Consider the following 23,399-nt stretch of genomic DNA (forward strand, 5'->3'; position numbering starts at 1 on the left):
TCAGCCCCTAATTGTTATACTTAACTCTTTTTCTTCGCTGCAATGTCAGGGTAGCGAGACACTATAATTTGCGCGGGGTTCCCGTGAGAATCGTATGTTTGCGAAACATGATAAAACTCTACAGGCTGATGTTTAATTGTCTCATACATATCCGAAATAGACTCATAAGCATTGTTAAACTCTGGGTCTGAAAATCTCCTTGGATCGTCTTCCATTCGTTTCAGCTTAGTTTCCATACTATTTAACAGACTATAATGATACTCCGCTGTTCCCTGTTGTGCGCGCTCTCCAGTACCTGTTAAGCGAGTCCCTAATGTCGCGCTGCCGCCTTTGTTTTCGATAACAGCATAGGTGATTCTACCATTTACATTAATCTCAACAATATCATCAAAGTTACTGTTAAGTGTACCGTCTGGGTATTCTTTTAAAATACTTTTGACAGTACCTCCTTTTTGGAAGGCAATATTCTCAACCGCAGCTTTACCGGCAATTGTACCGCCACGCTCGCTGTACTTTCCACCTTCAGATATCAAAGATTTATATTCTGGTAAATCTCTGTAGGTACCGGGGTATTGTGCTTGAAGCTCCTCTTTACGTGACTCAATTCTGACTTTTGCATCGTTAACTTCTTGATAAGTATAGGTTGTACCATCCCTATCTGTTGCAGATTTATCGTTTACATTTAAGCCATGAGCGGCAAACGTTTTCGATTCAATTGGTTTACTCTTAATCGCTGGCTTGCCATCAATAACTGCGTTAAAAAGCTTTGTATCCGTATTAAATACTTTTTCCTGCGTAAATGCATAGTCGTAAAAATCCCCCTGTGTTAACCTCGTGTTGGGGTTTAGTTTTAAAAACTCTTCCCAAGAAGCTTCTTTATTTTCCTTATCAAATCGAACAAATGTGCCTGCTGGCGTCTCAACATTCGTGAGCTTAGCAGTACAGTTACTCGACATCGGTGTATATGCCGAGTAACCAGTCACTTGATAAGGGTCTATCTCATTTGAATATGTCGACGCTTCTGAGTATAAATCGCTATCACCATAAGCTTGGTACTGAGATGCCGAGCTTCGCCCTGCTCCACAAGGTCTAGGCGTCTCTTTTAAAACCACCATTCCTTCATTCTGGAACATGGCTTTACTTAAGTTAAGCTCTCTAACAGTTTTAGGTACTGCCGCAACACTCACTGCGATGTCTTTAGCAATCAGTAGACCTGAATATGTGCGTGAAACATCGTCAGGTGTTAACGTATCGCTACCTTTAGCCGCATATGCAACAGCTTGAGTATGGGCGTCAGCAATTGATTGGTTGATTCTCTGCGCTAAAGGTGTCTTTTGATATATCAAATTGATCACCGATAGTACTGGAGCTTTTAAAATATCAATTGCAATTATTACACCTTTAGCTTGCTCTATTTCATCTCCATATTTTGCTACAACGCCCGTGGCGAGTTCGTCAATTGGTTGACCTATTGGCTGCAGTATCTCTGTAACCTGTGCAACTAATCTTTGAGTTTCAGTTACATCACCTTGTAAGTTTTGCCCTATCGCTCGACGGTCAAAAACACTTGCTTCATCAAATTTATTCTGAATTCCAAATGCTCTCATCATATACTTGGTACATCGTATTTCAACGGGGCACTCAAATTGGCCACCTAGCGTGGATAAACGATGCGTAGCAGTTTCTATAGCTTGTGAAATTTCGTCAAAATCTACAATCTGATCAATTTCAGCAATTTGCTCATCGGTGAAATTTTCATCTTTTAGAGACTGAATGATTTCTGCTTTCATATCTTCCGCGTGCACCGCGTCAACAAAGCCTTCTGAACCATTGTTCTCTTTGGAAGCAAGCCTTTTTAAAGATTCCAAAGATCGATCGTTGACCGATAAGCCTGTTCCGTATTTGTCTTCTAGTCGACTTCCAAATTTCCTTGCCGTCATAACTAACTGAACTTCACGAATCAGATACTCTGAAAATTTATAGTTGATTACAGCTTTCACTTGGTCGCTTGCTGTATTTGAAGCCATATTGATGACATCAGCACTTCCTCCAGCCAAGAACACAGTTAATGCAGTATATAATCGTGTTAACTCATCTGTGCTGTGCTTGTTTAAGAATCCCTGTGCAGGCCCTCGTGCAACATCATTATATATGTCCGCCATCAATGCTGGGTCAAGCCCAGAGGCATCAATCTCACGCAGTACATCATCTTTATATTTGCCGGAAAACTCTTTGAAATCTGCTAGGGAACCTTCGGCTTTAGCTTTAGTTACACCTATGTATCGCCCAACTACACTAGCACCAGCATTTATAACACAAGATTTTTCAGCTTCATCATTTTGAGGCGTGTTTGTTTGATGGTTAAGTACACCGATCAGACAGCCAGAAAAAGCATGAGCAACGTAGTTCATGGCGACTTCTGTATTGGAGTCACTAAAGACTTTCCACGTATCGTCAATCTTAGAAACAATTGCCTGACCAAGTTGCTGCGCTGCATATGACTTAAGGCCCGAAATAATTTGCTCGTCCAAATCAGAGAAGCTACCGCCGTTAATCGCAGTTCTTACCGAAGCACTCATCGTGGTGTGTAAAATGGCATCGGTAAGCATCGCTGGTATACCAAAGGTTTTGGTAATTGCTTCAGAAACACCAGGCAGATATTTGTCAGCCAATCCCGCCGTAACCATTGACGTGGCAACATTTTTAATTGTGTCTGAAGACAGCAAGTCTTTTACGGTACCATCAAGCCCACGGCCACTTGCAAGGCTGGTTGCAGCTTGCGTTGAAATGGCAATCACTCCCGCCGAAAACGCTTGTTGTCCAACGGCTGCTGTAATTGCTTTACCTACTGTAGTTGCACTGAGTGTTGCATTCGCCGAACCTACTAGCTCAAACCCGCCGGGTCCCATCGCAAATGATACAGCTATCGCAATAATCGCCATTGCTGCTGGCGACAATGAACGCGTAGTATCTACATTGTGGTAGTCTTTCAATGCCTCAAAAACAATATCTACAGAAGACGCATCAACGCATTCCTTATGTTTAAGCTGCAATTCTTTGTGTAAGTTATAACTACCATCAGATAAGTAGCCAAAGTCAAGTGACAAATCAGGAACTGGCGGGCAGCGTAGCGATGAATTCTCAGCCAACTGAGTCATCCATGCTAGACCCGTGTGTTTACTAAACTCTTGTTTAAGTTCTGCTAAAGTGGGATCTGGCTGACCATCAATTTTTGCTAACGCAAGTTCGATACCCTGAGATGCATTAATTTCAACACCACCAGTAATCGTGTTGTAGATTGGACGCTCTCTTTGCTCTTGCTCCGTACGAGTTTTTATTCTAAATAGATTTTCTTTTTTAGAATGACGATAGTACTTATAGTTATCGCGCGCCAACAACAGCTTAACTTTTCCTTCTTCAGCGGTGATTTTGGCACCATCTTGACTGCTAATATCTACACCTTGAAGCTCAATATCACCAAGCGTGGTACGGATGATGACACCTTTACCAGCGTCAAGCGCCGCAGTCACCGCTATTTCAGTTAGTTCATTGATTTCATCGGTCGAGCTGCCATAGCTATCGTTAGCATAGTACGAGTCGCGATCAACATCGTTGACTATTGATACGCCGTTGCCAGCTATCAGTTCGAGCATGCCACTGTCTGCTAATAGTTGGGCGCCAGATATGCTTAATTTACCTTCCGCGAGTAATTTGATTGAGTCACCAGCTGTAAGTACAGATTGAAAGTAGCTGATACCTTCTTCTTTCGTATCGTACTGGCCAACTTTAAATGCACTACTGTAGCTTAACGGCACGCTACCGATATTAATATTGCCTTGAGCATCTAAGGTTATACTGCCGCCTGCGGACAGTTTAGCGCCAATCAAGTTCAGGTCATCGAATGTTTTAATAGAGATGCCTTGCTTAGCATTGATTGATGTAACATTACCTAAATAATCTCTATATCCATGTGCATTTTTAAATCGATGAACTAATGTTTTTTGCTCGTAATTGCCAGCTACAATATTAACATTTCGTGCAGAGTTAATTTGGCCATAGTTATATAACGTTCCAGTGGCAACACCTTTTACGCCTCCCATGCCATCGTCTATGTAGCTCACACCGGCATAGATACTCACATCAGAGTTGTCAATTGTTATGCTAGCTTTGTCACCAATCACTAAGTCATGAATCGTGCTAAATACAGTATCTCTTTGAAGTTTAAGGTCCGTGTTAGTAATATTTGCTGACTTGAAAGAAGCATTGGAACTTATAAACTCGACAGTATGAGAACCATCAATACTTTGACTGTCGACAACGCTACTTTGTAAATGAACGACGGGTACCAAAACATACTCGCCACCAATATTGCGAGTTTCAGGCCAAATAAAGTCAAGCTTCAGAGTATCAGCGATCCCCTCTGGAAGAGTATCACCAAACACATAGGAGAAATTGGGTTGAATCGCCGCCTTTAATGCGTTTGCATAAAGCTGATTGATCTGTTGCTGTTCAGATCTAAACGCATTTTTATAGTACGTTCTGCCAAGCAACCTTTTTATCTGATTACCGATCAGCTTGCGCTGAACAAAGTCATCACCCACTTGTTTATGAAGCGGATAAATCACTCGCTCCTTTGGCACAAACACAGTAATTTCACCACTTACGGGGATCCAATCTGTTGCGATTTCACCAGGTAGTCTGTGTGTATACCCATCTTTAAGGCGAGTGTGAAACTCCTCTATCGTTTGATTCGTATATTCACTGGGTGGTTTAGCGATATATTTTGAACGCTCATATAAATAAGCGCTAATTACAGAGCGCGCAAATAACTGCTCAGTAGTCAGCTCTTGGTTAATTTGCGCGTTTACTGCACTAGTTTGTGCTGCCGCTATACTTGGTAACGTAAGCTGCAACATCATAAAAAATGTCAAAGCGTAACTCGTAACTTTGTGCCAGCTAGAGCGCTTTATTGTTTCCATTGATGTATTCATTCTTAGCCCTCTAACTTATTTGTCATCTTCGCAATCCCAACATGGAGGCGGAGGAGGAGGATCAGTATCACCACCGCCATTACCTACATAAGTGATGGTCTTGGTCTTCAATGCACTGTAATTACCGCAGAGCGTTTCGCTGCCAAACGCAGAGCATGCCCTTACACGGAAATTAACCTGTCCGTTTTGCTTTTTAGTATAATTACGACTCGTCGAGGTTATAGAAACAGTATGAGCTGATAGGCTAGTGTCTAACTGGAAATTCCCCCCTGGCAGTATTACATCACTCCACCTTAGACCAACGACACCAGTCTTATCATCGTAGCTAATGTTATATGCCGTAGGAGTTTTGGGTTTAGTTGTTCTGAACGAGCTAAAAGTCATCGTTTTAGTTTTTAATTCATTAGGGCTATGGCCAATAATATGTTGATGTATCTGAGACATTCCACGATCGACATAGAATCGTTTATAGTAGCGCAACGTGATGTCTATATTTCCTGTAGAGCTGTTTGTAGATATTTCGTATGGTACAGAAGCCAGAGCATGTCCCCAGTAACCATCTACTTCACGAGTGTCACTACCAATACGCTGTTCCATTTTGCCAGCTGCTGCAAAGTTTCCAAGGTAGATTTCTATTAGATCAACCAGTTGTACATACGTTAAATCAGTACCCGGGATGTTCTCATTTTCAGCTACATTTTCTGCAATACTTTGAACGGACCATTGATAATCTTTTGGTAAGCAGAACTTGTCATAAATTGGGTCATTACCTGGATTTGCTTCTTCATGAATTTGACATTTGTAAACTGTAATTACGAGGTAGTCTGCAAGGTCAATTTTTTCAGTACGTACTTTAAACTCAATCATATTCCCCCAACGTTCTGAGGTCAGCGCATTGCCAGCCTTAACAAATGCATCTTTTTGCTCCTGAATAAACTTGTCTTTGAATGCATTAACACTTTCAGTAAGATGAGCTTGTACAGCGATCTCTGTGGTTGCAGCAATTTTAGAGCTCAAGCCATATACATTATCCAAAAATGATGTGAACGTAGTTTGCGTATAGTTATCGAGAAAACTTTCAAGTGAACAGTGGCGTATAAAACATTCGGGTGTTAGGCCTGCGCCGACCGTATCGGTAATCATCACAGCTGCTGATGAAAAACTCGCATTATAAAAATCTGAACGGCCGTGAATTTGCATAAAGCTCATATGATTGTTTAATTTAGTCGACTTATTTTGCGACAAAGGTGAAAGGTCAAACTTGCCAAAACTATACAATACCGCCATGGGAGAAGTTGCATCTACACTGGTATTAATGGTTGGAACGACATGTGCAGAGTGGTCTTCTTCTGCGCTTGTTTGCAATTTACGGGCAAAAATGTAGCCCGTCGTGTTGATTCTATATCTTTCGTTTTGAAAGTGAGGTGTATTAATAACAAACTCACCAGGGTTATCTAAACCAAAAATAGCACTGCTATTGAGAACATATTCTGTGGCAAGCACATTGAGCGAATTTTGCCCCGTAATACTCACCCTTCTGGAAGAGGCGTAATCAAGGTGGACATAACCATCCCAAATTTCCTCATTTTTTCTGGCCTTATAATAAGGGTTAATATTTTCAACTTGTTTAGCCGAAATAGACAGAATCGTTGCGTTTATATGAGCAGACAACTCCGTAGCTTTAACGCTTGGAGCATTAAAAGCATTGCTATTAAATATACCGTAATTCGCACTCGCATTTAAATCATCATCAAACTCTAAGTTGGATTTTTTAGTTATGCTGGGCGCAGTCTCTTGGCGTGAACCATTGATAAAATAACTGGTTTCCAGCGACACCGCATTACCTAGAATTCGGCCTCCAAGGTGATTAAATAAAGCGTCATCCGATTGCGCATTCAACGTATGAGCATAAAGCGCACCACGGTTATCAATCAACTTTGATGATAATTCCAATTTTCTCGTAGCTTCTATTGAGCCAGTGTTGTTGAATAAATTGTTTGCGACAACTTGTAAATTATGGCCTACGACAGCACCAGTATTGTGTATGTCGCTTCCCAACATATTCACACCCGTATCAGAAAATACTCTACCCGCATTTTTCACGGTGCCGTAGCCCGCTTTTTTGCTTATCGTAACGATATCTATGTTGCCAGTTGGTACAAAAAAGTTATCGTCAATATAATTGGATGCCACGATACTAGATTGCGTTGAAAGCAAAGAGCCTGAACCTATTGTAACTGGCCGTGCACTCACGATAGAGATTCCTGCACCATGTATATTCCCATAGAAGGTGTTTACAGATGACGTAGTCTCATCAGCGTCCACCACTTCATGGTCACCATAGTTCATTGTTAAAGGGCCAGCAAAAAAGCTAAATCCGCCATTTACCCCTACCAAACCCGATGAACTAATCACGTGTTTTTCCCCTTGTTTTGAGGCTTTGAACAGGGAATGTATATAACCTGAGGTTGCAATAGTTTGAGCATGAAACTCGACGGATACTGCATCCGGAGCACTTAAATTATGTATATTTAAGGAGCCCAATGCTGTATTCGTCAGATGGGTGAGCTGAGTCATATTACTTGAAAGGGTCGTAGTACTTTTCGCAGCGGCAAAAGTGATTCTTGGAAATCCAGAAAATGAACAACCATTACAAGAAATACTCCCATTCACCCCATCCACAATAAAAACGATATTCGTTGAAATCGCGCCTGAAAGGAAAGATACGCTATCTGCCAAGGCTAATGTATCAGCATGAATTATAACGGTTTTTAATTGAGTATCTGAATCGTCGTTACCTAAACTAGTTGGATCTAGTATTGATAACGGTCGATCAGTAGAGAAAGTAGAAAAACGGTTGTATGAAATGCCGTTAGAGTTTGGAGAGGTGATAATTAACTTATCTTGATCCCTGGATAAAAACGTATGCTGGATTGAGTATCTTTCGGTGTGATTGTCGAGGCTGACACAAACCAAATCGGACTAAACAGCAAAGTTAGTAGAGCAGATTTTATTAGTTTCATCGATTTCTACGCTATTTTTTGTACTTTTTAAGTAGCTAATAAAAACTAGCTACCCCTACTGATGCTTATGGTAAGTAACTAAAATCATGCGAAGAGCTAGATTTTCAAATTGTATTAAGCCCAAAAATAAAAACTGAAGTGCTCAATTTTTTAAGCGCTCTATAATAAAGTGATTTAATTAATACATCGAAAGGACCCATCCAAAAAAAAGCACAAGTAGCTTAATGCATTTGCAATTAGAGTGTAAGTTAATATGGCAAAACCCATTACTTAACACATTAATTTGTTTGGAATTATATGAGCCCGTTCTATTTTATAATTTTTCTCTTTTTGATAAATTAAAGCTTTAACTTACCTAACATCAAGTTTTCTATTTTAAAATATTGAAAATGTAATTTCCACCTTTGCAAAAAATAAAACCTCAAGTATTAAGAAATATAAACAAACTAAGTTTAAAAAGTTAAAATCAAAACACTCAAAAATAACTAACTTTAAACGCAAGTGGAGATAAAAATATTTACAAACCATGAATTTTGGATATTGCTACGGCCTTGTTTCATAAATAATTGAACTTCTGACCTTTTGCGTGTTCAGATCAAAAAACATAACGCAACCTTAGCCTCCATGACAAAGAAAATTAAGAACTAGTTTGCCTATAATCGGGCATTGATACAGCGTGGCAATATTACTATTTCGCTCAATAACGACGCTATTTAACATTGGCAAACCACAGAAAAACATGGTGGGCGTGGCCGTTCAAATAAATATTCTGACTTAGCAATTGAAACTTGTCTGACACTTCGCTCTGTTTTTAATTTGCCTCTTCGAGCACTTGAAGGTTTCGTTAATTCACTCCTCAATTTAATGAATGCGCCTATACACTCACCCGGTTATAGCTGCTTGTGTAAGCGAGGAAAGGAACTTGATGTTTAATATCGAACCAAGCCAACAACACAGGGATTTATTGATATTGTTGTCGATAGTACTGGCCTAAAAGTTTATGGTAATGGCGAATGGCATACCCGAAAACACCGAGCCAACTGGCGTCGAACTTGGCGTAAGTTACACTTAGCCATAGATGCAGGGAGCCACCATATTGTCAGTGCAGAGTTATCAACGGTGAACGTATCTGATGGTGAAGTGCTAGGTAATTTACTGCGACCATTACGACGAAATGTTGACCGAGTGACACGTGACGGGGCTTATGATACACGGGGTTGCTATGATGAAATTGCGGCTAAAGGTGCCGTGGCACGGATCCCCCCAAGGGAAAACGCCCAATATTGGGAGAAAGGTCATCCGCGAAACAGTGCCACAATATTAATGCATCTACTTGGTTTAAAACAATGGAAGGAGAAATCTGGTTATCATGAACGTTCACTGGCTGAAACGGGCATTTATCGTTTTAAACAGCTTACTGGTGACAAGTTAAAAAGTCGCATCTTCAACAGCCAACACATGGAAGTGATGATTAAAGCCAAAGTGATCAATACGATGAACGGGCTAGGTATGCCTGAATATCAGGAATATTAGTAAAAATTACAAGACAGACAGTAAGTGGTTATTTGAATTATACCGTCAGTTTCCCTTGGTAATCACACTAGTACAGGTTATTTATCAACAAGGCTTATTGCTACACACATTCTCTCGCGACTTGAAATAACACTGTCCTTACCAGTTTTTTAAGATCACTGGCGGTTGATAGTGACTCCGGTAACAACTGCGCGGCAATGGACTCTGTATGCTCATGTAAAAAAGTGTCTAGTTTATATGGGCTGACGGTGCCCTCTTGTACCCCAGTAAAAGTATACATCAGTGCAGTTCTTTGCCTTTGTAGTTGGAGGATTAAGGCACTTCGGATCGGGCTTGCTTTACACACATGCTTTTTACACACACGAATAACAATTTCCATAAACTGGGCAATTTCATCATTGCATTTATTAGGTTTATTTAAATTCGATTTTAAAGACCGTTGCTTTTTTGAGTTAGCAATACTGTTTTTGAAGCCAAGCGCTCGGTCTCCAATCAGTTCCATTTCATCACTCGTTAACATTTGATTCCCAAATCGCGCAAAAAACATCGCTTTATCCGTTTTATTTTTTGGGATAATTATGCGTGTAATTTCATCCTTGTACATTACAGCCTATTACATAGTGATCTATGTCATTTAAATTTGTTGCGCCCAATACAAAGCGATACAATGCAGTTTTTCATCTTTAGAGCCCACTACCGTGCAATTTGAAGTTAAAGCTATTGGTCATATCGAGTCTCCATACAAACAAAAGTTTGCCATCCCTAGACAACCTAGATTAGTCCCAGAGGCCACTGCAAAACTTGTTTTTTGTGATGAATTTAATCGTGAAGAGTTTGTACGCGGCATCGAAGAGTTTACACATCTATGGCTATTGTTTAGATTTCACGAAACGGCTGACAAAGGTTACTCAGCACTTGTGCGTCCACCAAGGTTGGGCGGCAATGAACGCAAGGGCGTTTTCGCAACACGCGCCACCTTTAGGCCAAACGGCATTGGTATGAGTGCGGTCAAATTAGAAGGCGTTGAGTACAAAAATGGTCAATTGGCGCTATTACTATCTGGCATTGACTTGTTAGATGGCACCCCTATTGTCGATATCAAACCTTACCTCCCCTACTCAGATGCTTTAAAAGGTGCCTCAGCAGGGTTCGCAGACACGCGCCCCGAAACAGAAATGACAGTCTCGTTTAGCGAACAGGCAGCTAACTTTATTAAAAAGCAGTCTCAGTATCCAGAGTTAAAAGGCTTTATTAGCAACGTCTTAAAACAAGACCCAAGACCAGCTTATAAAAAGAAAAAACAACAAACGCAAAGTTATGGTATGAGCTTATATGAATTCAATATTCGTTGGCAGGTTGAAGAGCAGCACAACCACGTTATTGAGGTCACTCTCGAAACCAGCAAACAACAGACAAAGCAGTAGATTAAATATCAACACAGCTGAAAATAACTCTTTTTTAGCACCTTAGGCACTGTTAAACTACGTGCCTAATTAAAAACACACAACATTGAACGGAACAAGCATGCGTACCAGTCAATATATTTTAGCGACTCTTAAAGAGACGCCTTCTGATGCCGAGGTGGTAAGCCACCAGCTAATGCTACGTGCGGGCATGATCCGCAAACTCGCTTCAGGTTTATACACTTGGTTGCCGTCAGGTTTAAAAGTACTTCGTAAAGTAGAAACTATTGTACGCGAGGAAATGGAAAAAGCTGGCGCAATCGAAATGTTGATGCCTGTGATTCAGCCAGCAGATCTATGGGAAGAATCAGGCCGTTGGGAACAGTTCGGCCCAGAACTACTTAGAATTACCGATCGCCACAACCGTCCGTTTGCTCTTGGTCCGACACACGAAGAAGTCATTACTGATTTTGTACGCAAAGAAGTAAGCAGCTACAAACAACTGCCTCTTACACTTTATCAAGTACAAACCAAAGTTCGTGATGAAGTGCGTCCGCGCTTTGGTGTAATGCGTGCGCGTGAATTTACCATGAAAGATGCTTACTCGTTCCACCTAGACGACGCGTGCCTTGAGAAAACTTATCAAGTCATGCATCAAGCATACTGTAATATCTTTGAGCGTCTTGGTTTGGATTACCGTCCTGTTATCGCAGACACAGGTTCTATTGGTGGCAGTGTGTCACACGAGTTCCACGTACTTGCTGAGTCAGGTGAAGATGCAATCGCATTCAGTACTGAAAGTGATTACGCTGCAAACATCGAAAAAGCAGAGGCAATTGCCCCAACTACTGAACGTGCAGGACCAAGCAAAGACTTAAACACATTTGAAACACCAAATGCCAAGTCCATTGCAGAGCTTGCACAGCAGCACGGTGTTAAAGCACATAAAGGTGTTAAGACACTTATCGTTTACGGTCCAGAAAATGAAGAAGGTGAGCGTGGTCTAGTTGCACTTATCGTACGTGGCGACCATGAATTAAACGAGCTTAAAGCTGAAAAGCTTAAACTTGTTGGTGCACCACTTGAAATGGCCAAAGAAGAAGACATTGTTGCAGCAATTGGCGCGAAGTCTGGTTCACTAGGCCCTGTAGGCCTTGATATGCCAGTCATTGTTGATCACAGTGCAGCCGTTATGTCTGACTTTGTAGCTGGCGCCAACAAAGATGGCGTACATTACAGCGGTATTAACTGGGACCGCGATGCAAATAACTACACCGTTGCCGACATTCGCAACGTGGTAGAAGGCGACTCTAGCCCTTGTGGCCAAGGTACGCTTCAGATCAAACGCGGTATTGAAGTTGGCCATATCTTCCAGCTAGGCAGCAAGTATTCGGAAGCAATGAATGCTGGCGTGTTGGGCGAAAGCGGTAAGAACCAAGTAATGACTATGGGTTGTTACGGTATTGGTGTATCTCGTATAGTGGCAGCAGCCATTGAGCAAAACCATGACAAATTTGGTATTAAGTGGCCACAGGCACTAGCACCATTTGATATTGCCATCGTTCCTATGAATATGCACAAATCTCACCGTATTCCAGATATTGCTGAACAGTTCTATGCTGATTTAAAAGCAGCAGGTTTAGATGTGTTGTTCGATGATCGTAAAGAGCGCCCAGGTGTTATGTTTAACGACATGGAGCTTGTAGGTGTTCCTTTCACGCTTGTCATTGGTGAGCGCAACCTTGACAACAATCAAGTTGAGCTTAAAAACCGCCGCACTGGTGAAAAAGTCATGTTAGACATAGATTCAGCAGTTGCTGAAATCACTAAACTAATGGCTTAATACAGTGTCTTTTAAAAGCGCGCCTATGGCGCGTTTTTTTATGCCTATTCTCCTATTTGTTGAAAATGTCATCATAGCGTCTCAATACTGATAAGAGTTTGTCATCTAGTGCCTTTAACGTAGACATTATTACGCTTGAGAGTACACACAATGGAGCAAACCTATTACCCCAGTATATGGATTTCAGACGTACACCTTGGCTATAAAGATTGTAAAGCCGACTTCTTACTCGACTTTTTAAACTGTACCCGCTGCGATACTTTGTACCTTGTCGGTGACATTGTTGATTTATGGTCTCTGAAAAGGCAATTCTATTGGCACCCAAGTCATTACCAAGTGCTTGAGTGTATTCAAAAGAAAGCGGAATCCGGGACGCGTGTTATCTATATTCCTGGTAATCATGACGAAACGTTCAGAAACTATGTTGATATGACCTTGTTTAATGTCGAAGTTCACCACACCTTTGTGCATACAACATCTGCTGGTAAACGTTTTTTGCTACTCCATGGCGATGATTTTGATTCAGCGACGCGATACAACAAGCTTATTAAAATCATTGGCGATCAAGCGTATGACTTTTTGTTGTTTTTGAACCGCTGGACGAATCGAGTCCGTAAATTATACGGCGGTCACTATTGGTCTTTGGCATCATGGCTAAAAAATCGCGTACATAAAGCCCGCGCAGCAATCGCAGCATTTGAGCAAGCTGCTGTTCATGAAGCTAAAAAGCAAGGGATGGACGGGATTATTTGCGGACACATCCACCAGCCAAGGATCAACGTAACGGATGGAATCGTATACTGCAATGATGGCGACTGGATTGAAAACTGCACCGCCTTAGTAGAAAACGAGCAAGGCAGAATTGAGCTTCTACATTGGTCAGACGTACAAAAAGTGTTAAATGTGGTTGAAATAGAAAAACAAGGGTTACGCGACGCAAAGGCCGCATAATCCAGACGTTATCTAAAAAGCACAGTTTCACGGCTAAACCAACGAACACAGCAACCAAGCAACGCGCCAGCCAATAGAGCAGACGCAACGAAGATCATTGCTACGGCGCCGTAATCTACGGTGCCTTTTACAATTTCTTTGATGGCCAAAGATACATTTGTTATTGGGATCCACGCTGTAAAGCTGGTTAAAGACATATTAGGCATCAAAGACACCACTATGGGCACAAACACTAGCATACTTAACGGTCCCATATAGTTTTGTGCTTCTTTAAATGTGCGAGCATAAATTGAGATGGCCAGTACCAATGAAGACAGCATTACCGCGACTGGCAGCAACAGTGTAAAAATAAGCAAATAGTCCCATATACTGACACTGGAAAACGCCTCTTTAAGACTGTCTAACACCCCTACTCCACTGGCAATGCTGATCCAAACAGCAAGGCTGGATACCGTCACTAAGGCACACGCAATAGAGCTTGCTAAAACCGTAATAAACTTACCGAGTACCAGTTGTGTGCGGGTTACAGGCGTTAACAATAGTGTCTCAAGTGTGCCACGCTCTTTTTCACCAGCGCCTAAATCTATCGCGGGGTAACTCGCACCCATCAGCACCAATGGGATCAATAAATATGGAATAAATGCCCCAAGCTTTTCTCCATAATTTTCACGCTTGTCGGCAGTATCCACTTTACTCACTGAAATTGGATTAAGCAGCGCCGTATGTTGTTCTTTAGGGACACCCAGATTCTCTAATGACACTGAGCGAATTTCTGCAGCAAATTTTTGAATTAGCTTTTCGAGACGTTTATAAACAAAATTGATGGACTGGGCATCATTAAACACGACTTGCCATTTAAACTGCTCTGGTAAGGGCTGCTTATAGTTAAATTGATTTGGAATGATCACACCAACATCGATTTTACCGGCTCGTACCGCCTCCTTCAGCGCCTCTACAGATTCAAAACGCTCTTTCCCTTCATGTGGTTTAAAGCTTTTGTGATAGAACATACGCTCTTCAAATACAGGGGCGAGTTTTGCATTCGCAATATAATAGGTATGTACTTTTTGCTCTGCTTCTAAGGTTGTTTTGGAAGCTAAAAAAGCCAATAAAGCAAATAGAACCGGAAATATAACGATGGGGAGCGCGATAACAAAAAACAGGGTTTTTCTATCGCGCAGTAGTTCTTTTACTTCTTTTAGAAACACCTCAAACATTGGCTCGTCCTTGCTTTATGATATTCAAAAAAGCATCATTCAGTTCAGTACTTTGACCAGCGGCTTTAAACTCATCAACACTGCCATCAAAACAGCTCACCCCTTGGTCAATCAAACATATCCGGTCACACAACATTGCAATTTCATCTAAGTGATGTGTTGAAAACACCACAGGTGTTTTCTTGGCTTTGAGCTCTCGAATGAATTGGATAATAGCTTGTTTTGTCATGATATCTAGACCCGTTGTGGGCTCATCTAAAATCACCACCTCTGGTTCATGAACGACAGCACGCGCAATATTGGTTTTTTGTTTCATCCCTGTAGACAAGTGCTCTGCTCGCTTGTCCAAAAAGTTTTCCATATCTAATGTTGCAAATAGATATTCACATCGTGACTTCAGCGCTCGTCCTTTTAAACCATGAAGCTTTGCAAAGTACTCAACATTTTCTTTGGCAGTTAAACGTCCGTACAAACCTGTTGTACCTGATAAAAATCCAATGGCCTTTCTACCAGCTAATGGTGATTTAACGATATCGTGACCTGCAATGTGAATGCTCCCCGCATCAGGTGTCAGCGCGGTGGAGAGCATTCGCAACGTAGTTGTTTTCCCCGCACCATTTGGACCAAGCAAGCCAAGTACTTCATTGCTTTCACATTTGAACGTAACCTCTTCCACTGAGTTAAAGTACCCATCTCGTTGGCGAGGATCTTGATTTACATTACTCGAGGTAGCTTCCTTAGTAAGCTTAAAGCGTTTTTTCAGCCCGTTTACCACGATCATTTGCACTCCTTCTTTTTGGCCTGAAATAGTCCTGATTTGTGTAAAAGGCCTCGTTTTGGTTATCAAAATGCCAATTAGGGATCCCTAACAACGGCAAAGGTGACATCTGTTTATTGTCATCCAGCACACTGTGTTCTTGTATCATTTCAACTAAATGGTTGTCCAAGTAGCTATACTGTGCCGCCAGCGGCAGATCATAAAATGACTCTTCAACAACAATGCATAACAATTTGCCAGTCAAACCGATAAAGGGATTAGTAAGCATTTCATAGTTTGCATGACCAAATACAAAAGGTCTCAATTCGTTATGCCAAAGATTACGGTGCTCGTAAAATACTTCGGTCCATTGGTGTTCACGTAATTTTTCTCGCCACTTAATGTCAGGGATAGCGAGTATCAAACCGCATTCATCAAATAAGGTTAAAGCATTGCGCTTGCGACTGCGCTGTTTCAAGCCATGTTGTTTTATCTCGTCGATGTGCAGTAGATTTAATAAGGTCTTAGTTTTTGGAAACAAACACCAAATCATCGCGCCGAAAAAATCATGCCAGTTCTCTTCACGGGTAGGCACCTGCCCTGTCTGGGCGATAACTTCTTCGTAGTAGCGCGTTTCATTTTCTAACAACACATTGGGTGTAAATACAACATTTTTGCCTTCACTGTTATTGTGTGACAACTGAGCGTTCAGCCAATCAAAGCTCGGCCATGAAGTAAATGCTTGTAAATTAAGCAGTGCTTGTAAATGAGCGAAAGGGGCCTGACTAAATAACTGACTGTGCCAATTTTCTGGAGCAGTAAACTTTTTCATGCGTAATACGAACTAATACTCTGACTTTATTGCACCCTATTTTACTCGATCCACCCGCTGCGCAAAAGTTAAATAACGTCAGTGCTTTTTTACAGCAACTTCTGCACTATATCGGCTTAAGTCGAATTAATCTTGCTTTTGTGGTATTACTTAGGTGAGAAGTAAAAGCAAAATAAAAGAAAGGTCATGAAACTAAAATTAACTCTAAGTGCTTTGTCGCTTGCTATTTTAGCCGGTTGTGCGACGACAAAAAGCAACACGCCTGAAGATATTTCCAACGCTTACAATAGTATCAATGCCCAGCAGCTAGGTGAGCACATCAAAACACTTGCCTCTGATGAGTTTGAAGGCCGTGCCCCTTCAAGCAAAGGTGAAGAACTTACGCTTGCCTATCTAACAAAACATTTTAAAGCGTTAGGTTATGAACCAGGTAACGGCAATAGCTTTTTACAAGAGGTACCATTGGTATCGATTGAAGCGGATCCAAACATGACGCTGAAAATTGGCGAGCGCAGCTATCCCTACAAAAAAGGAATGGTTATGGGCACTAGCCGTATTAGCCCAGAGCAATCTCTGAACAATTCAGAATTGGTCTTTGTTGGCTACGGTGTTAATGCACCTGAATATGGTTGGAACGACTACGAAGGCTTGGACGTTAAAGGCAAAACGGTAGTTATGCTTGTGAACGATCCTGGTTATGCGACCAAAGATCCTGCGGTATTTAACGGTAATACAATGACCTACTACGGTCGTTGGACATACAAGTATGAAGAAGCGAGCCGCCAAGGTGCCGCTGGTGCTATCATCATTCACGAAACTGCACCTGCATCATACCCTTGGGAAGTGGTTGAAAACTCTTGGAGTGGTGAACAGTTTGGTTTCCAAAAAGAAAACAACAACATGGATCGCGTTGCTGTTGAAGGTTGGATCAGTGTCGATGTAGCCAAAGAGCTATTCGCCGACGCGGGCCTTAATTTTGAAGAAGCAAAAAAGAAAGCATCTGAAGGCGCTTACCACGTTGACATGGGCAACTTAACAGCCTCTGTTGATGTAAAAAGCACTATCAAGAAGTCTGTATCTTACAACTTCATAGCGACCTTACCTGGCACGAAAAAGTCAGATGAGCACATTATCTACTCTGCACACTGGGATCACCTAGGTATGGATCCTAATCGCAAAGGCGATAAAATCTATAATGGTGCACACGATAACGCAACGGGTACCGGCGGTATCATCGAAGTTGCTGAAGCGTTTGCAAAATTACCTCAACGCCCAGAGCGTTCTATTACTTTCTTAGCAGTTACCGCTGAAGAACAAGGCTTACTTGGTTCAAAGTTTTATGCAGAGACCCCCGTTATTCCTGCCAATCAAACTGTTGCGAACATCAACTTAGATGCACTGAACTTGTTAGGTAAAGTAAAAGACATCAGCGTAGTTGGTCTTGGTAAATCTTCATTAGACGGTGTATTAAAAGAAGTTGCTGACGAGCAAAACCGTACTATTTCTAACGAATCAAACCCATCTGCTGGTATTTACTATCGCTCAGATCACTTTGCATTTGCAAACATGGGGATCCCAGCGATGTACGCAGGTGGCGGTCATGAACCTTATGATGATGCCACAGCTACGTATCGAAAGCGCATGAGTTTAGTACTGCGTGGCTGTTATCACCAACCATGTGATCGCTATAGAAAAGAGTGGGATTTAAGTGGCGCAGTTCAGGATCTTCAGCTATTTTTCAAGGCGGGTTATCTAATCTCGCAAGATGAAGCATGGCCTACTTGGAGCAAAACCTCAGAGTTCCAAAGAAAATAAATATAAATGATATTGATTTTCATTTAATTTAACTCTAAAGTGCAACTGTTATTAGGTTACCGGTTGCACTTTATGCTCTCTTACTCTCGCTCGTATCCGCTCAAGGCGGCGTCTCAATTTGCAATGTTAATCGCTAACAAGCGCTTAATACTGCCTGTACTTCTAATTGCTGCACTTTTTTATGGACCCGTTCGAGATATAGCATTGGGTACACTCGCAGATGCGTTTTTCCAAGTCAGTGTATTTGTGGCTGGCACCTTAGCTATCTACTATTTTCTTGTAGAAAAATTACCGCAATTGGAGCTGAGCTACCTCAGTAAGAAATCACCCACATTAGAAGTGGCTATGGCCGCTGTTTTAGGTGCCCTACCAGGCTGTGGCGGCGCAATCATAGTTGTTACCCAGTTTACCAAAGGGCAAGCTAGTTTTGCCTCTGTTGTCGCAGTGCTTACTGCAACAATGGGCGATGCGGCATTCTTGTTACTCGCAAAGAAGCCTCTCGAAGGTATGACGATTATTTTACTCGGTATCGGGGTTGGAATTCTCAGTGGCTTGGTTGTTAATTTACTCCACAAATCTGACTATTGTAGACCTGAGCAAAATAATAAAGAGGTTCAGGACTGCGAGCCGCCGACATTCGCAGTAAGGATGAGTGAACCAGTTTGGAAAGTTTTACTTTTTCCTTGCCTTGCAATTTCTCTGTTAATGGCGTTTAACCTCGACTTGGGCGAGTTTGAAAAGCCAGTTGAGCTACTTGGTGCTGCGATGGCTATTTTTGCCGTAGTCATTTGGGCGCTGTCGTCAAAAGGTCAAACTTATAAGCAGATAACCGCTGAAGAAGAAGAGGTTAAACCCCCTTCACGTCTTGCTAAAATCCTACAAGACACACACTTTGTTACGGCATGGGTTGTTGCTAGTTTCATGCTCTATGAATTGTCAGTCGCCTTATTTGGTCTAGATCTGGCAGCGTGGTTTACCGAATACGCAATATACGCGCCATTAATTGCGATTATGATTGGGTTACTACCGGGTTGTGGTCCGCAAATCGTGGTAACGAGCTTGTATATTCAGGGGGTATTGCCGTTTAGTGCGCTTGCCGCCAACGCAGTTGCCAATGATGGTGATGCTTTATTTCCAGCCATTGCCTTAGCACCAAAAGCGGCACTACTCGCTACAGTATATTCTGCCATACCAGCCATGTTCGTGGGTTATGGTATATATTACTGGAACTTACCTTAGCATACCAAAGCACAGTGTAACGCATTAAAAAGCGACCTGAGGTCGCTTTTTAATTGATTTCTAGCAAGATTTATTTAGCTATCCAGGGCTTTGCACTAACTAATTTAGTTAATACATTAAACTTCTCATCGTCGTTTTCCCAGCTATTTGGCACTTCAAAACGACATCTGTTTTTATCACAATAAACATGCTCCGCAGATAAATCGACATTACTTGCAAATTCCAGCGTAACGCCTTTTTGCTCAGGTAACATAAAAGATAATAGCTTCCCGACAAATACACCTGACAAGTCACTTAACAGTGATTCAAATTCATGATGTAGCTGATAAATTTTTCGCTTGGTCAACTCTTGATTGGTAAAGTGAGCAGACTCTATTTGAATTTTGATTTCGCAATACTGAGCAGATTTAGGCGTCACCACAACAACCGCTTTGTCTTTATCTAGTTTTTCGTTAACTGGTAACATCAGCTGCGCGTGTTGCGTATATTGTAGAGGCTGCGTTGATTGCTCTGTGACAATTTTACCATCAGCGATTTCACAAGGTTGCTTATTCTCGCCTTCTACCAAGTAGAAGTTTACTCTTGCAAATTCAAAGTCACCTTTTTCAACTACCTTTAATCGGTCGTAAAAGCCTTCATAAGACGCCACAAACTCTTCAGCGGCAACACTACAGCTCATTGCCACAAGCAATAACGAGAGTATTTTATTCTTCATCAAAATAAGCCTTGTTATGTCTTATCATATCATTGAGTTCCTCAATGTAATCTTCGCCACGTTCGGAGTAAGACATTAAACCTGGTGTAAGCTCAGTTGCTGTGATTTCTATTTTCTCGGCTCTAAGCTGTGCTCTGACATTTCTTAGCTCTCGATACGCATCATGCGTATTAATATTTCTAAAATATGACGTCACTGATGCTCTCACCGACTTAAATGCAGCCACTTCATGTGCGGCTTCATCAGCACGACGCTTAGGGATCATGCCGCAACCCGCTCTATAGCACCACTGTCCAAAAAAGTTTAAGCCAATGCGAGCAAACCTAGAGGTTCCCCACGCAGACTCATTGGCAGCCTGCATTAAAGCTAGCTCTTTAGGAATAATGTCTACTTTATCAAGTGCTAATTTTAAGCTTTCTTTGGTGATCTCTTTTTGATCTACATTATACAGTTCAAAGATTTTTAACACTCTTTCGCTTTGCACATCTGTCAGGCTTTCGTCAAACTGCAACATCATCAACGCAATTTCTATACTGGCGCGCTGCTGTAATATTACTTTGTTTTCGGCCTCAACATGGGGTTTAATAAAGTCGAAAAAGCGCTTTTTCTTTGTTGCTATATCTCTTATTGCTGCAAAGTCAGGTAATACTAAATCATGTAACTGTTTTTCAGGCGCAACCACTTCTGGCTGTTCAATGATCACTTCTGGAGTTACTTCAGGCTCTGGTTGTTTGGGTATTTCGGTAATAAATGGGTAAACAATTGCGTATAAGGAAACGGCAATCAATAAAAACTTAATCAAGTTAGAACGCATGATTCTCCTCTCACTAGTACCTACAAAACGAGATTCTGAACTTCCTTTGTCAGATAATAACTCGTTGTACTTAGTTCATCTCATAAAATGGACGATGATTATAGCAATAATAGTCGTTAAACGCGAATTCCCCCCACTTTGTCGCTAAATTCAATGTTTTTTTCAATCATGCCATGTAATTACAATTTCAAATTAAGCTCGCTATACTAGATAGAATGAGCACTGACGCTTACTGTTAAACGACAACTGTAGAGAAAGGTATGACGCAAACAGCCTGGCATGAACGCCTGCTAAACCAAACTAAAAACAGACCAAATGATAACCGCTCACCTTGGCAAATTGACCGTTCTAGGATAATTCACGCAGCGGCTTTTAGACGTTTACAGTCAAAAACTCAGATTATGAGTATTGGCGTGAATGACTTTTACCGGACAAGATTAACTCACTCACTGGAAGTGTCTCAAATTGGCACAGGCCTGTTACGCCATTTGAAATTGCAAAATCCTGAATTTGATTTTTTCCCTTCTGCTAGTTTAATTGAAACCATTTGCCTAGCGCATGATATCGGCCACCCTCCTTTTGGTCATGGTGGTGAAATTGCGCTCAATTATTTGATGCGCCACCATGGAGGCTTTGAAGGCAATGCCCAAACACTGCGTATCGTGACCAAGCTAGAACCATATTCAAATGGCTATGGTATGAACCTGACCCGAAGAACCTTGTTAGGGTTTATCAAGTATCCAGCCTATATCGATCAGCTTTGGCGTCAAATCCCGTCTGAGGAACGCAATCAGAGATTTATTTATACGCAAAAGTGGCTACCTGCTAAGGGTGTTTATGGCAATGACAGTGATGTGTTTGAATGGATATTGGCACCTCTTAGTGATAGTGATAAAGCGCTGTTTATGTCTTACAGCCACCTCAATGAATATAAGTCGAAGACAATTTATAAATCTTTAGACAGTGCAATTATGGAGTATGCTGATGATATCGCCTATGCAGTACACGATTTAGAAGATGCCATTGCAACGGGGACTTTGTCGGAACGAGATTGGTATAATTATGCAATGCCCGCATTTAAGAACATAGAATCCCCTTGGTTAGAGTCCAACCTAACAAGCATTACGCACAGACTATTCTCGGACGATGAACCTCTCAGAAAAGATGCTATTGGAGAGTTGGTCAACATCTTTATTATCAATTGTGCGCTTGTGGAGCGTGGGGAAGACTTCGAGGAGCCGCTTCTAAAGAATACGGTTAAACTTTCCCAAGAGTTTGAAGAAATTTTAAAAGTGTTAAAGCAGTTTGTATATCAACGACTGATCCGCGAGCCAACCATGCAGCAGATAGAGTTTAGCGGCCAAAATATGCTCATTGACTTGTTCGATGCATTTTCCAGCGACCCAATGCGGTTACTGCCCTATACCGCGCAATCACAATATGACAGTGCGGCTGATGATATCGCTAAAATGCGAGTACTTGCAGACTACTTATCTGGAATGACTGATGAATATGCAAGGCGTTGTCATGCTAGGTTGTTTGGCAATAGTATCACGCGGGTTTGAGGTTTTATGGAACGTTACAATAAGTAAGGTTATATGTCACTGCTTGATATAGCTAGCGCTGAATAGATCTCTTATAGCAGAGTTTTTACAATTATTAGTCGTGCTAATAAGTAAGAAAACCGTATATTTTATAATTTTTAGTTTATATTTAAAAATAAACAAACTTGCAGATTATAAATTTTTTAATTTTAACCAAGCAAACTTTAAATTTCATTTGTTTCATGTAGAAAATTAGTGTTAGAGTGATTGTGAATCAAAAAAACAAAGGATTAACATGAAAATAAAATTACAGAAAGGTAATTTAAAAAACCTATCGGGCGACAAAGTGTTACTCAATAACAAGGCAACAAAGCAAATCGCCGGTGGTGGTTGGTCTTGGGAGTGTACTACTAACTGGGCTCGTTGTGAGCCATAAATATTATTAGTATTAAGGTCATAGAAAGATAACTATGACCTTAAATATATTATATTTATAATAATAATAGCTTATTTACCACCCTAAAATTATTCAGAAAATATTTATGAAAAAGCTAGAAAAATAGTGCGTATAATCATTCAAAATTTGAATTATAGAACTGGACCCCATTGGTTGCAGGGCCCGAGTATACTTTGAATACATATCATCCAAAGAAAACTCTAGCTCTGTAATCATCACTCCAACCCGCTTTTTTAAATTTATTGCGCTGGCTAGGTGCGCCGCA

Annotated in this window: 15 protein-coding genes and 1 pseudogene; 8 read left to right on the plus strand and 8 right to left on the minus strand. The window is 41.2% G+C overall.

The features are described 5' to 3' along the window. Positions 1–20 precede the first annotated feature (20 nt). Both N482_RS17105 and N482_RS17110 read right to left on the minus strand, forming a co-directional pair. Positions 21–4,991, minus strand: coding sequence for a DUF637 domain-containing protein (locus tag N482_RS17105; RefSeq protein WP_081228035.1), 4,971 nt, complete (start codon positions 4,989–4,991; stop codon positions 21–23). A gap of 15 nt (positions 4,992–5,006) precedes the next feature. Then, positions 5,007–7,967, minus strand: a complete 2,961-nt coding sequence (locus N482_RS17110) for a hypothetical protein (RefSeq protein WP_063378187.1) — start codon at positions 7,965–7,967, stop codon at positions 5,007–5,009. A gap of 713 nt (positions 7,968–8,680) precedes the next feature. Between N482_RS17110 and N482_RS17115 the strand changes: the two are divergent. Next, positions 8,681–9,547: pseudogene (locus N482_RS17115) on the plus strand (IS5 family transposase). A gap of 100 nt (positions 9,548–9,647) precedes the next feature. Here the strand turns inward: N482_RS17115 and N482_RS17120 are convergent. Next, on the minus strand, positions 9,648–10,067 hold the full coding sequence (locus N482_RS17120) for a hypothetical protein (RefSeq protein ID WP_155730626.1): 420 nt from the start codon (positions 10,065–10,067) through the stop codon (positions 9,648–9,650). A 178-nt stretch (positions 10,068–10,245) separates the two neighbouring features. Between N482_RS17120 and tsaA the strand changes: the two genes are divergently transcribed. The 3 genes from tsaA (at position 10,246) to N482_RS17135 (ending at position 13,744) form a co-directional block, all read left to right on the plus strand. Next, entirely contained in the window at positions 10,246–10,971 is a 726-nt protein-coding gene (tsaA, locus tag N482_RS17125; protein ID WP_063378189.1) for a tRNA (N6-threonylcarbamoyladenosine(37)-N6)-methyltransferase TrmO, read from the plus strand. A gap of 100 nt (positions 10,972–11,071) precedes the next feature. Beyond that, positions 11,072–12,793, plus strand: coding sequence for a proline--tRNA ligase (locus N482_RS17130; protein ID WP_063378190.1), 1,722 nt, complete (start codon positions 11,072–11,074; stop codon positions 12,791–12,793). A 150-nt stretch (positions 12,794–12,943) separates the two neighbouring features. After that, positions 12,944–13,744 (plus strand): UDP-2,3-diacylglucosamine diphosphatase, encoded by an 801-nt coding sequence (locus N482_RS17135; protein ID WP_063378191.1) that lies wholly within the window; start codon positions 12,944–12,946, stop codon positions 13,742–13,744. A gap of 8 nt (positions 13,745–13,752) precedes the next feature. Here N482_RS17135 and N482_RS17140 read toward each other — a convergent pair whose 3' ends face one another. Genes N482_RS17140 through N482_RS17150 form a run of 3 tightly spaced genes read right to left on the minus strand, consistent with a single transcriptional unit; the run spans position 13,753 to position 16,550 of the window. Further along, a complete protein-coding gene (locus N482_RS17140; protein WP_063378192.1) occupies positions 13,753–14,961 on the minus strand; it encodes an ABC transporter permease in 1,209 nt (402 codons plus the stop codon). Continuing rightward, positions 14,954–15,742 carry an ATP-binding cassette domain-containing protein gene (locus N482_RS17145; protein WP_063378193.1) on the minus strand — a complete coding sequence of 263 codons (789 nt, stop codon included), beginning with the start codon at positions 15,740–15,742 and terminating at the stop codon, positions 14,954–14,956. The genes N482_RS17140 and N482_RS17145 overlap by 8 nt, the downstream gene beginning before the upstream one ends. Further along, positions 15,708–16,550 carry a DUF3025 domain-containing protein gene (locus tag N482_RS17150; protein WP_063378194.1) on the minus strand — a complete coding sequence of 281 codons (843 nt, stop codon included), beginning with the start codon at positions 16,548–16,550 and terminating at the stop codon, positions 15,708–15,710. Before N482_RS17150 ends, N482_RS17145 begins: the two co-directional genes overlap by 35 nt. A gap of 186 nt (positions 16,551–16,736) precedes the next feature. On the opposite strand from N482_RS17150, the gene N482_RS17155 reads away from it, so the two are divergent. Beyond that, the gene (locus N482_RS17155; RefSeq protein ID WP_063378195.1) at positions 16,737–18,365 is read left to right on the plus strand and encodes a M28 family metallopeptidase; all 1,629 of its coding nucleotides are present in this window, start codon (positions 16,737–16,739) and stop codon (positions 18,363–18,365) included. Between the two features lie 72 nt (positions 18,366–18,437). Beyond that, entirely contained in the window at positions 18,438–19,604 is a 1,167-nt protein-coding gene (locus tag N482_RS17160; RefSeq protein WP_063378196.1) for a putative manganese transporter, read from the plus strand. A 70-nt stretch (positions 19,605–19,674) separates the two neighbouring features. Here the strand turns inward: N482_RS17160 and N482_RS17165 are convergent, their stop codons facing one another. Beyond that, entirely contained in the window at positions 19,675–20,319 is a 645-nt protein-coding gene (locus tag N482_RS17165) for a DUF2987 domain-containing protein (protein WP_063378197.1), read from the minus strand. Next, a complete protein-coding gene (locus tag N482_RS17170) occupies positions 20,309–21,133 on the minus strand; it encodes a glucosaminidase domain-containing protein (RefSeq protein ID WP_063378198.1) in 825 nt (274 codons plus the stop codon). Before N482_RS17170 ends, N482_RS17165 begins: the two co-directional genes overlap by 11 nt. Before the next feature lie 260 nt (positions 21,134–21,393). On the opposite strand from N482_RS17170, the gene N482_RS17175 reads away from it, so the two are divergent. Further along, positions 21,394–22,698, plus strand: a complete 1,305-nt coding sequence (locus N482_RS17175) for an anti-phage deoxyguanosine triphosphatase (protein WP_063378199.1) — start codon at positions 21,394–21,396, stop codon at positions 22,696–22,698. 274 nt (positions 22,699–22,972) lie between these two features. Beyond that, positions 22,973–23,113 carry a hypothetical protein gene (locus tag N482_RS24945; protein WP_155730627.1) on the plus strand — a complete coding sequence of 47 codons (141 nt, stop codon included), beginning with the start codon at positions 22,973–22,975 and terminating at the stop codon, positions 23,111–23,113. Positions 23,114–23,399: the final 286 nt, after the last annotated feature.

Source organism: Pseudoalteromonas luteoviolacea NCIMB 1942 (assembly GCF_001625595.1).
GTDB lineage: Bacteria > Pseudomonadota > Gammaproteobacteria > Enterobacterales > Alteromonadaceae > Pseudoalteromonas > Pseudoalteromonas luteoviolacea_A.

What these genes read in the sequence shown, in the direction of transcription:
- N482_RS17105 (WP_081228035.1), bottom strand. Translation starts at nt 4,991, where the DNA reads ATGAATACATCAATGGAAACAATAAAGCGCTCTAGCTGGCACAAAGTT.
- N482_RS17120 (WP_155730626.1), bottom strand. Translation starts at nt 10,067, where the DNA reads ATGTTAACGAGTGATGAAATGGAACTGATTGGAGACCGAGCGCTTGGC.
- N482_RS17130 (WP_063378190.1), top strand. Translation starts at nt 11,072, where the DNA reads ATGCGTACCAGTCAATATATTTTAGCGACTCTTAAAGAGACGCCTTCT.
- N482_RS17135 (WP_063378191.1), top strand. Translation starts at nt 12,944, where the DNA reads ATGGAGCAAACCTATTACCCCAGTATATGGATTTCAGACGTACACCTT.
- N482_RS17140 (WP_063378192.1), bottom strand. Translation starts at nt 14,961, where the DNA reads ATGTTTGAGGTGTTTCTAAAAGAAGTAAAAGAACTACTGCGCGATAGA.
- N482_RS17145 (WP_063378193.1), bottom strand. Translation starts at nt 15,742, where the DNA reads ATGATCGTGGTAAACGGGCTGAAAAAACGCTTTAAGCTTACTAAGGAA.
- N482_RS17150 (WP_063378194.1), bottom strand. Translation starts at nt 16,550, where the DNA reads ATGAAAAAGTTTACTGCTCCAGAAAATTGGCACAGTCAGTTATTTAGT.
- N482_RS17155 (WP_063378195.1), top strand. Translation starts at nt 16,737, where the DNA reads ATGAAACTAAAATTAACTCTAAGTGCTTTGTCGCTTGCTATTTTAGCC.
- N482_RS17160 (WP_063378196.1), top strand. Translation starts at nt 18,438, where the DNA reads ATGCTCTCTTACTCTCGCTCGTATCCGCTCAAGGCGGCGTCTCAATTT.
- N482_RS17165 (WP_063378197.1), bottom strand. Translation starts at nt 20,319, where the DNA reads ATGAAGAATAAAATACTCTCGTTATTGCTTGTGGCAATGAGCTGTAGT.
- N482_RS17170 (WP_063378198.1), bottom strand. Translation starts at nt 21,133, where the DNA reads ATGCGTTCTAACTTGATTAAGTTTTTATTGATTGCCGTTTCCTTATAC.
- N482_RS17175 (WP_063378199.1), top strand. Translation starts at nt 21,394, where the DNA reads ATGACGCAAACAGCCTGGCATGAACGCCTGCTAAACCAAACTAAAAAC.
- N482_RS24945 (WP_155730627.1), top strand. Translation starts at nt 22,973, where the DNA reads ATGAAAATAAAATTACAGAAAGGTAATTTAAAAAACCTATCGGGCGAC.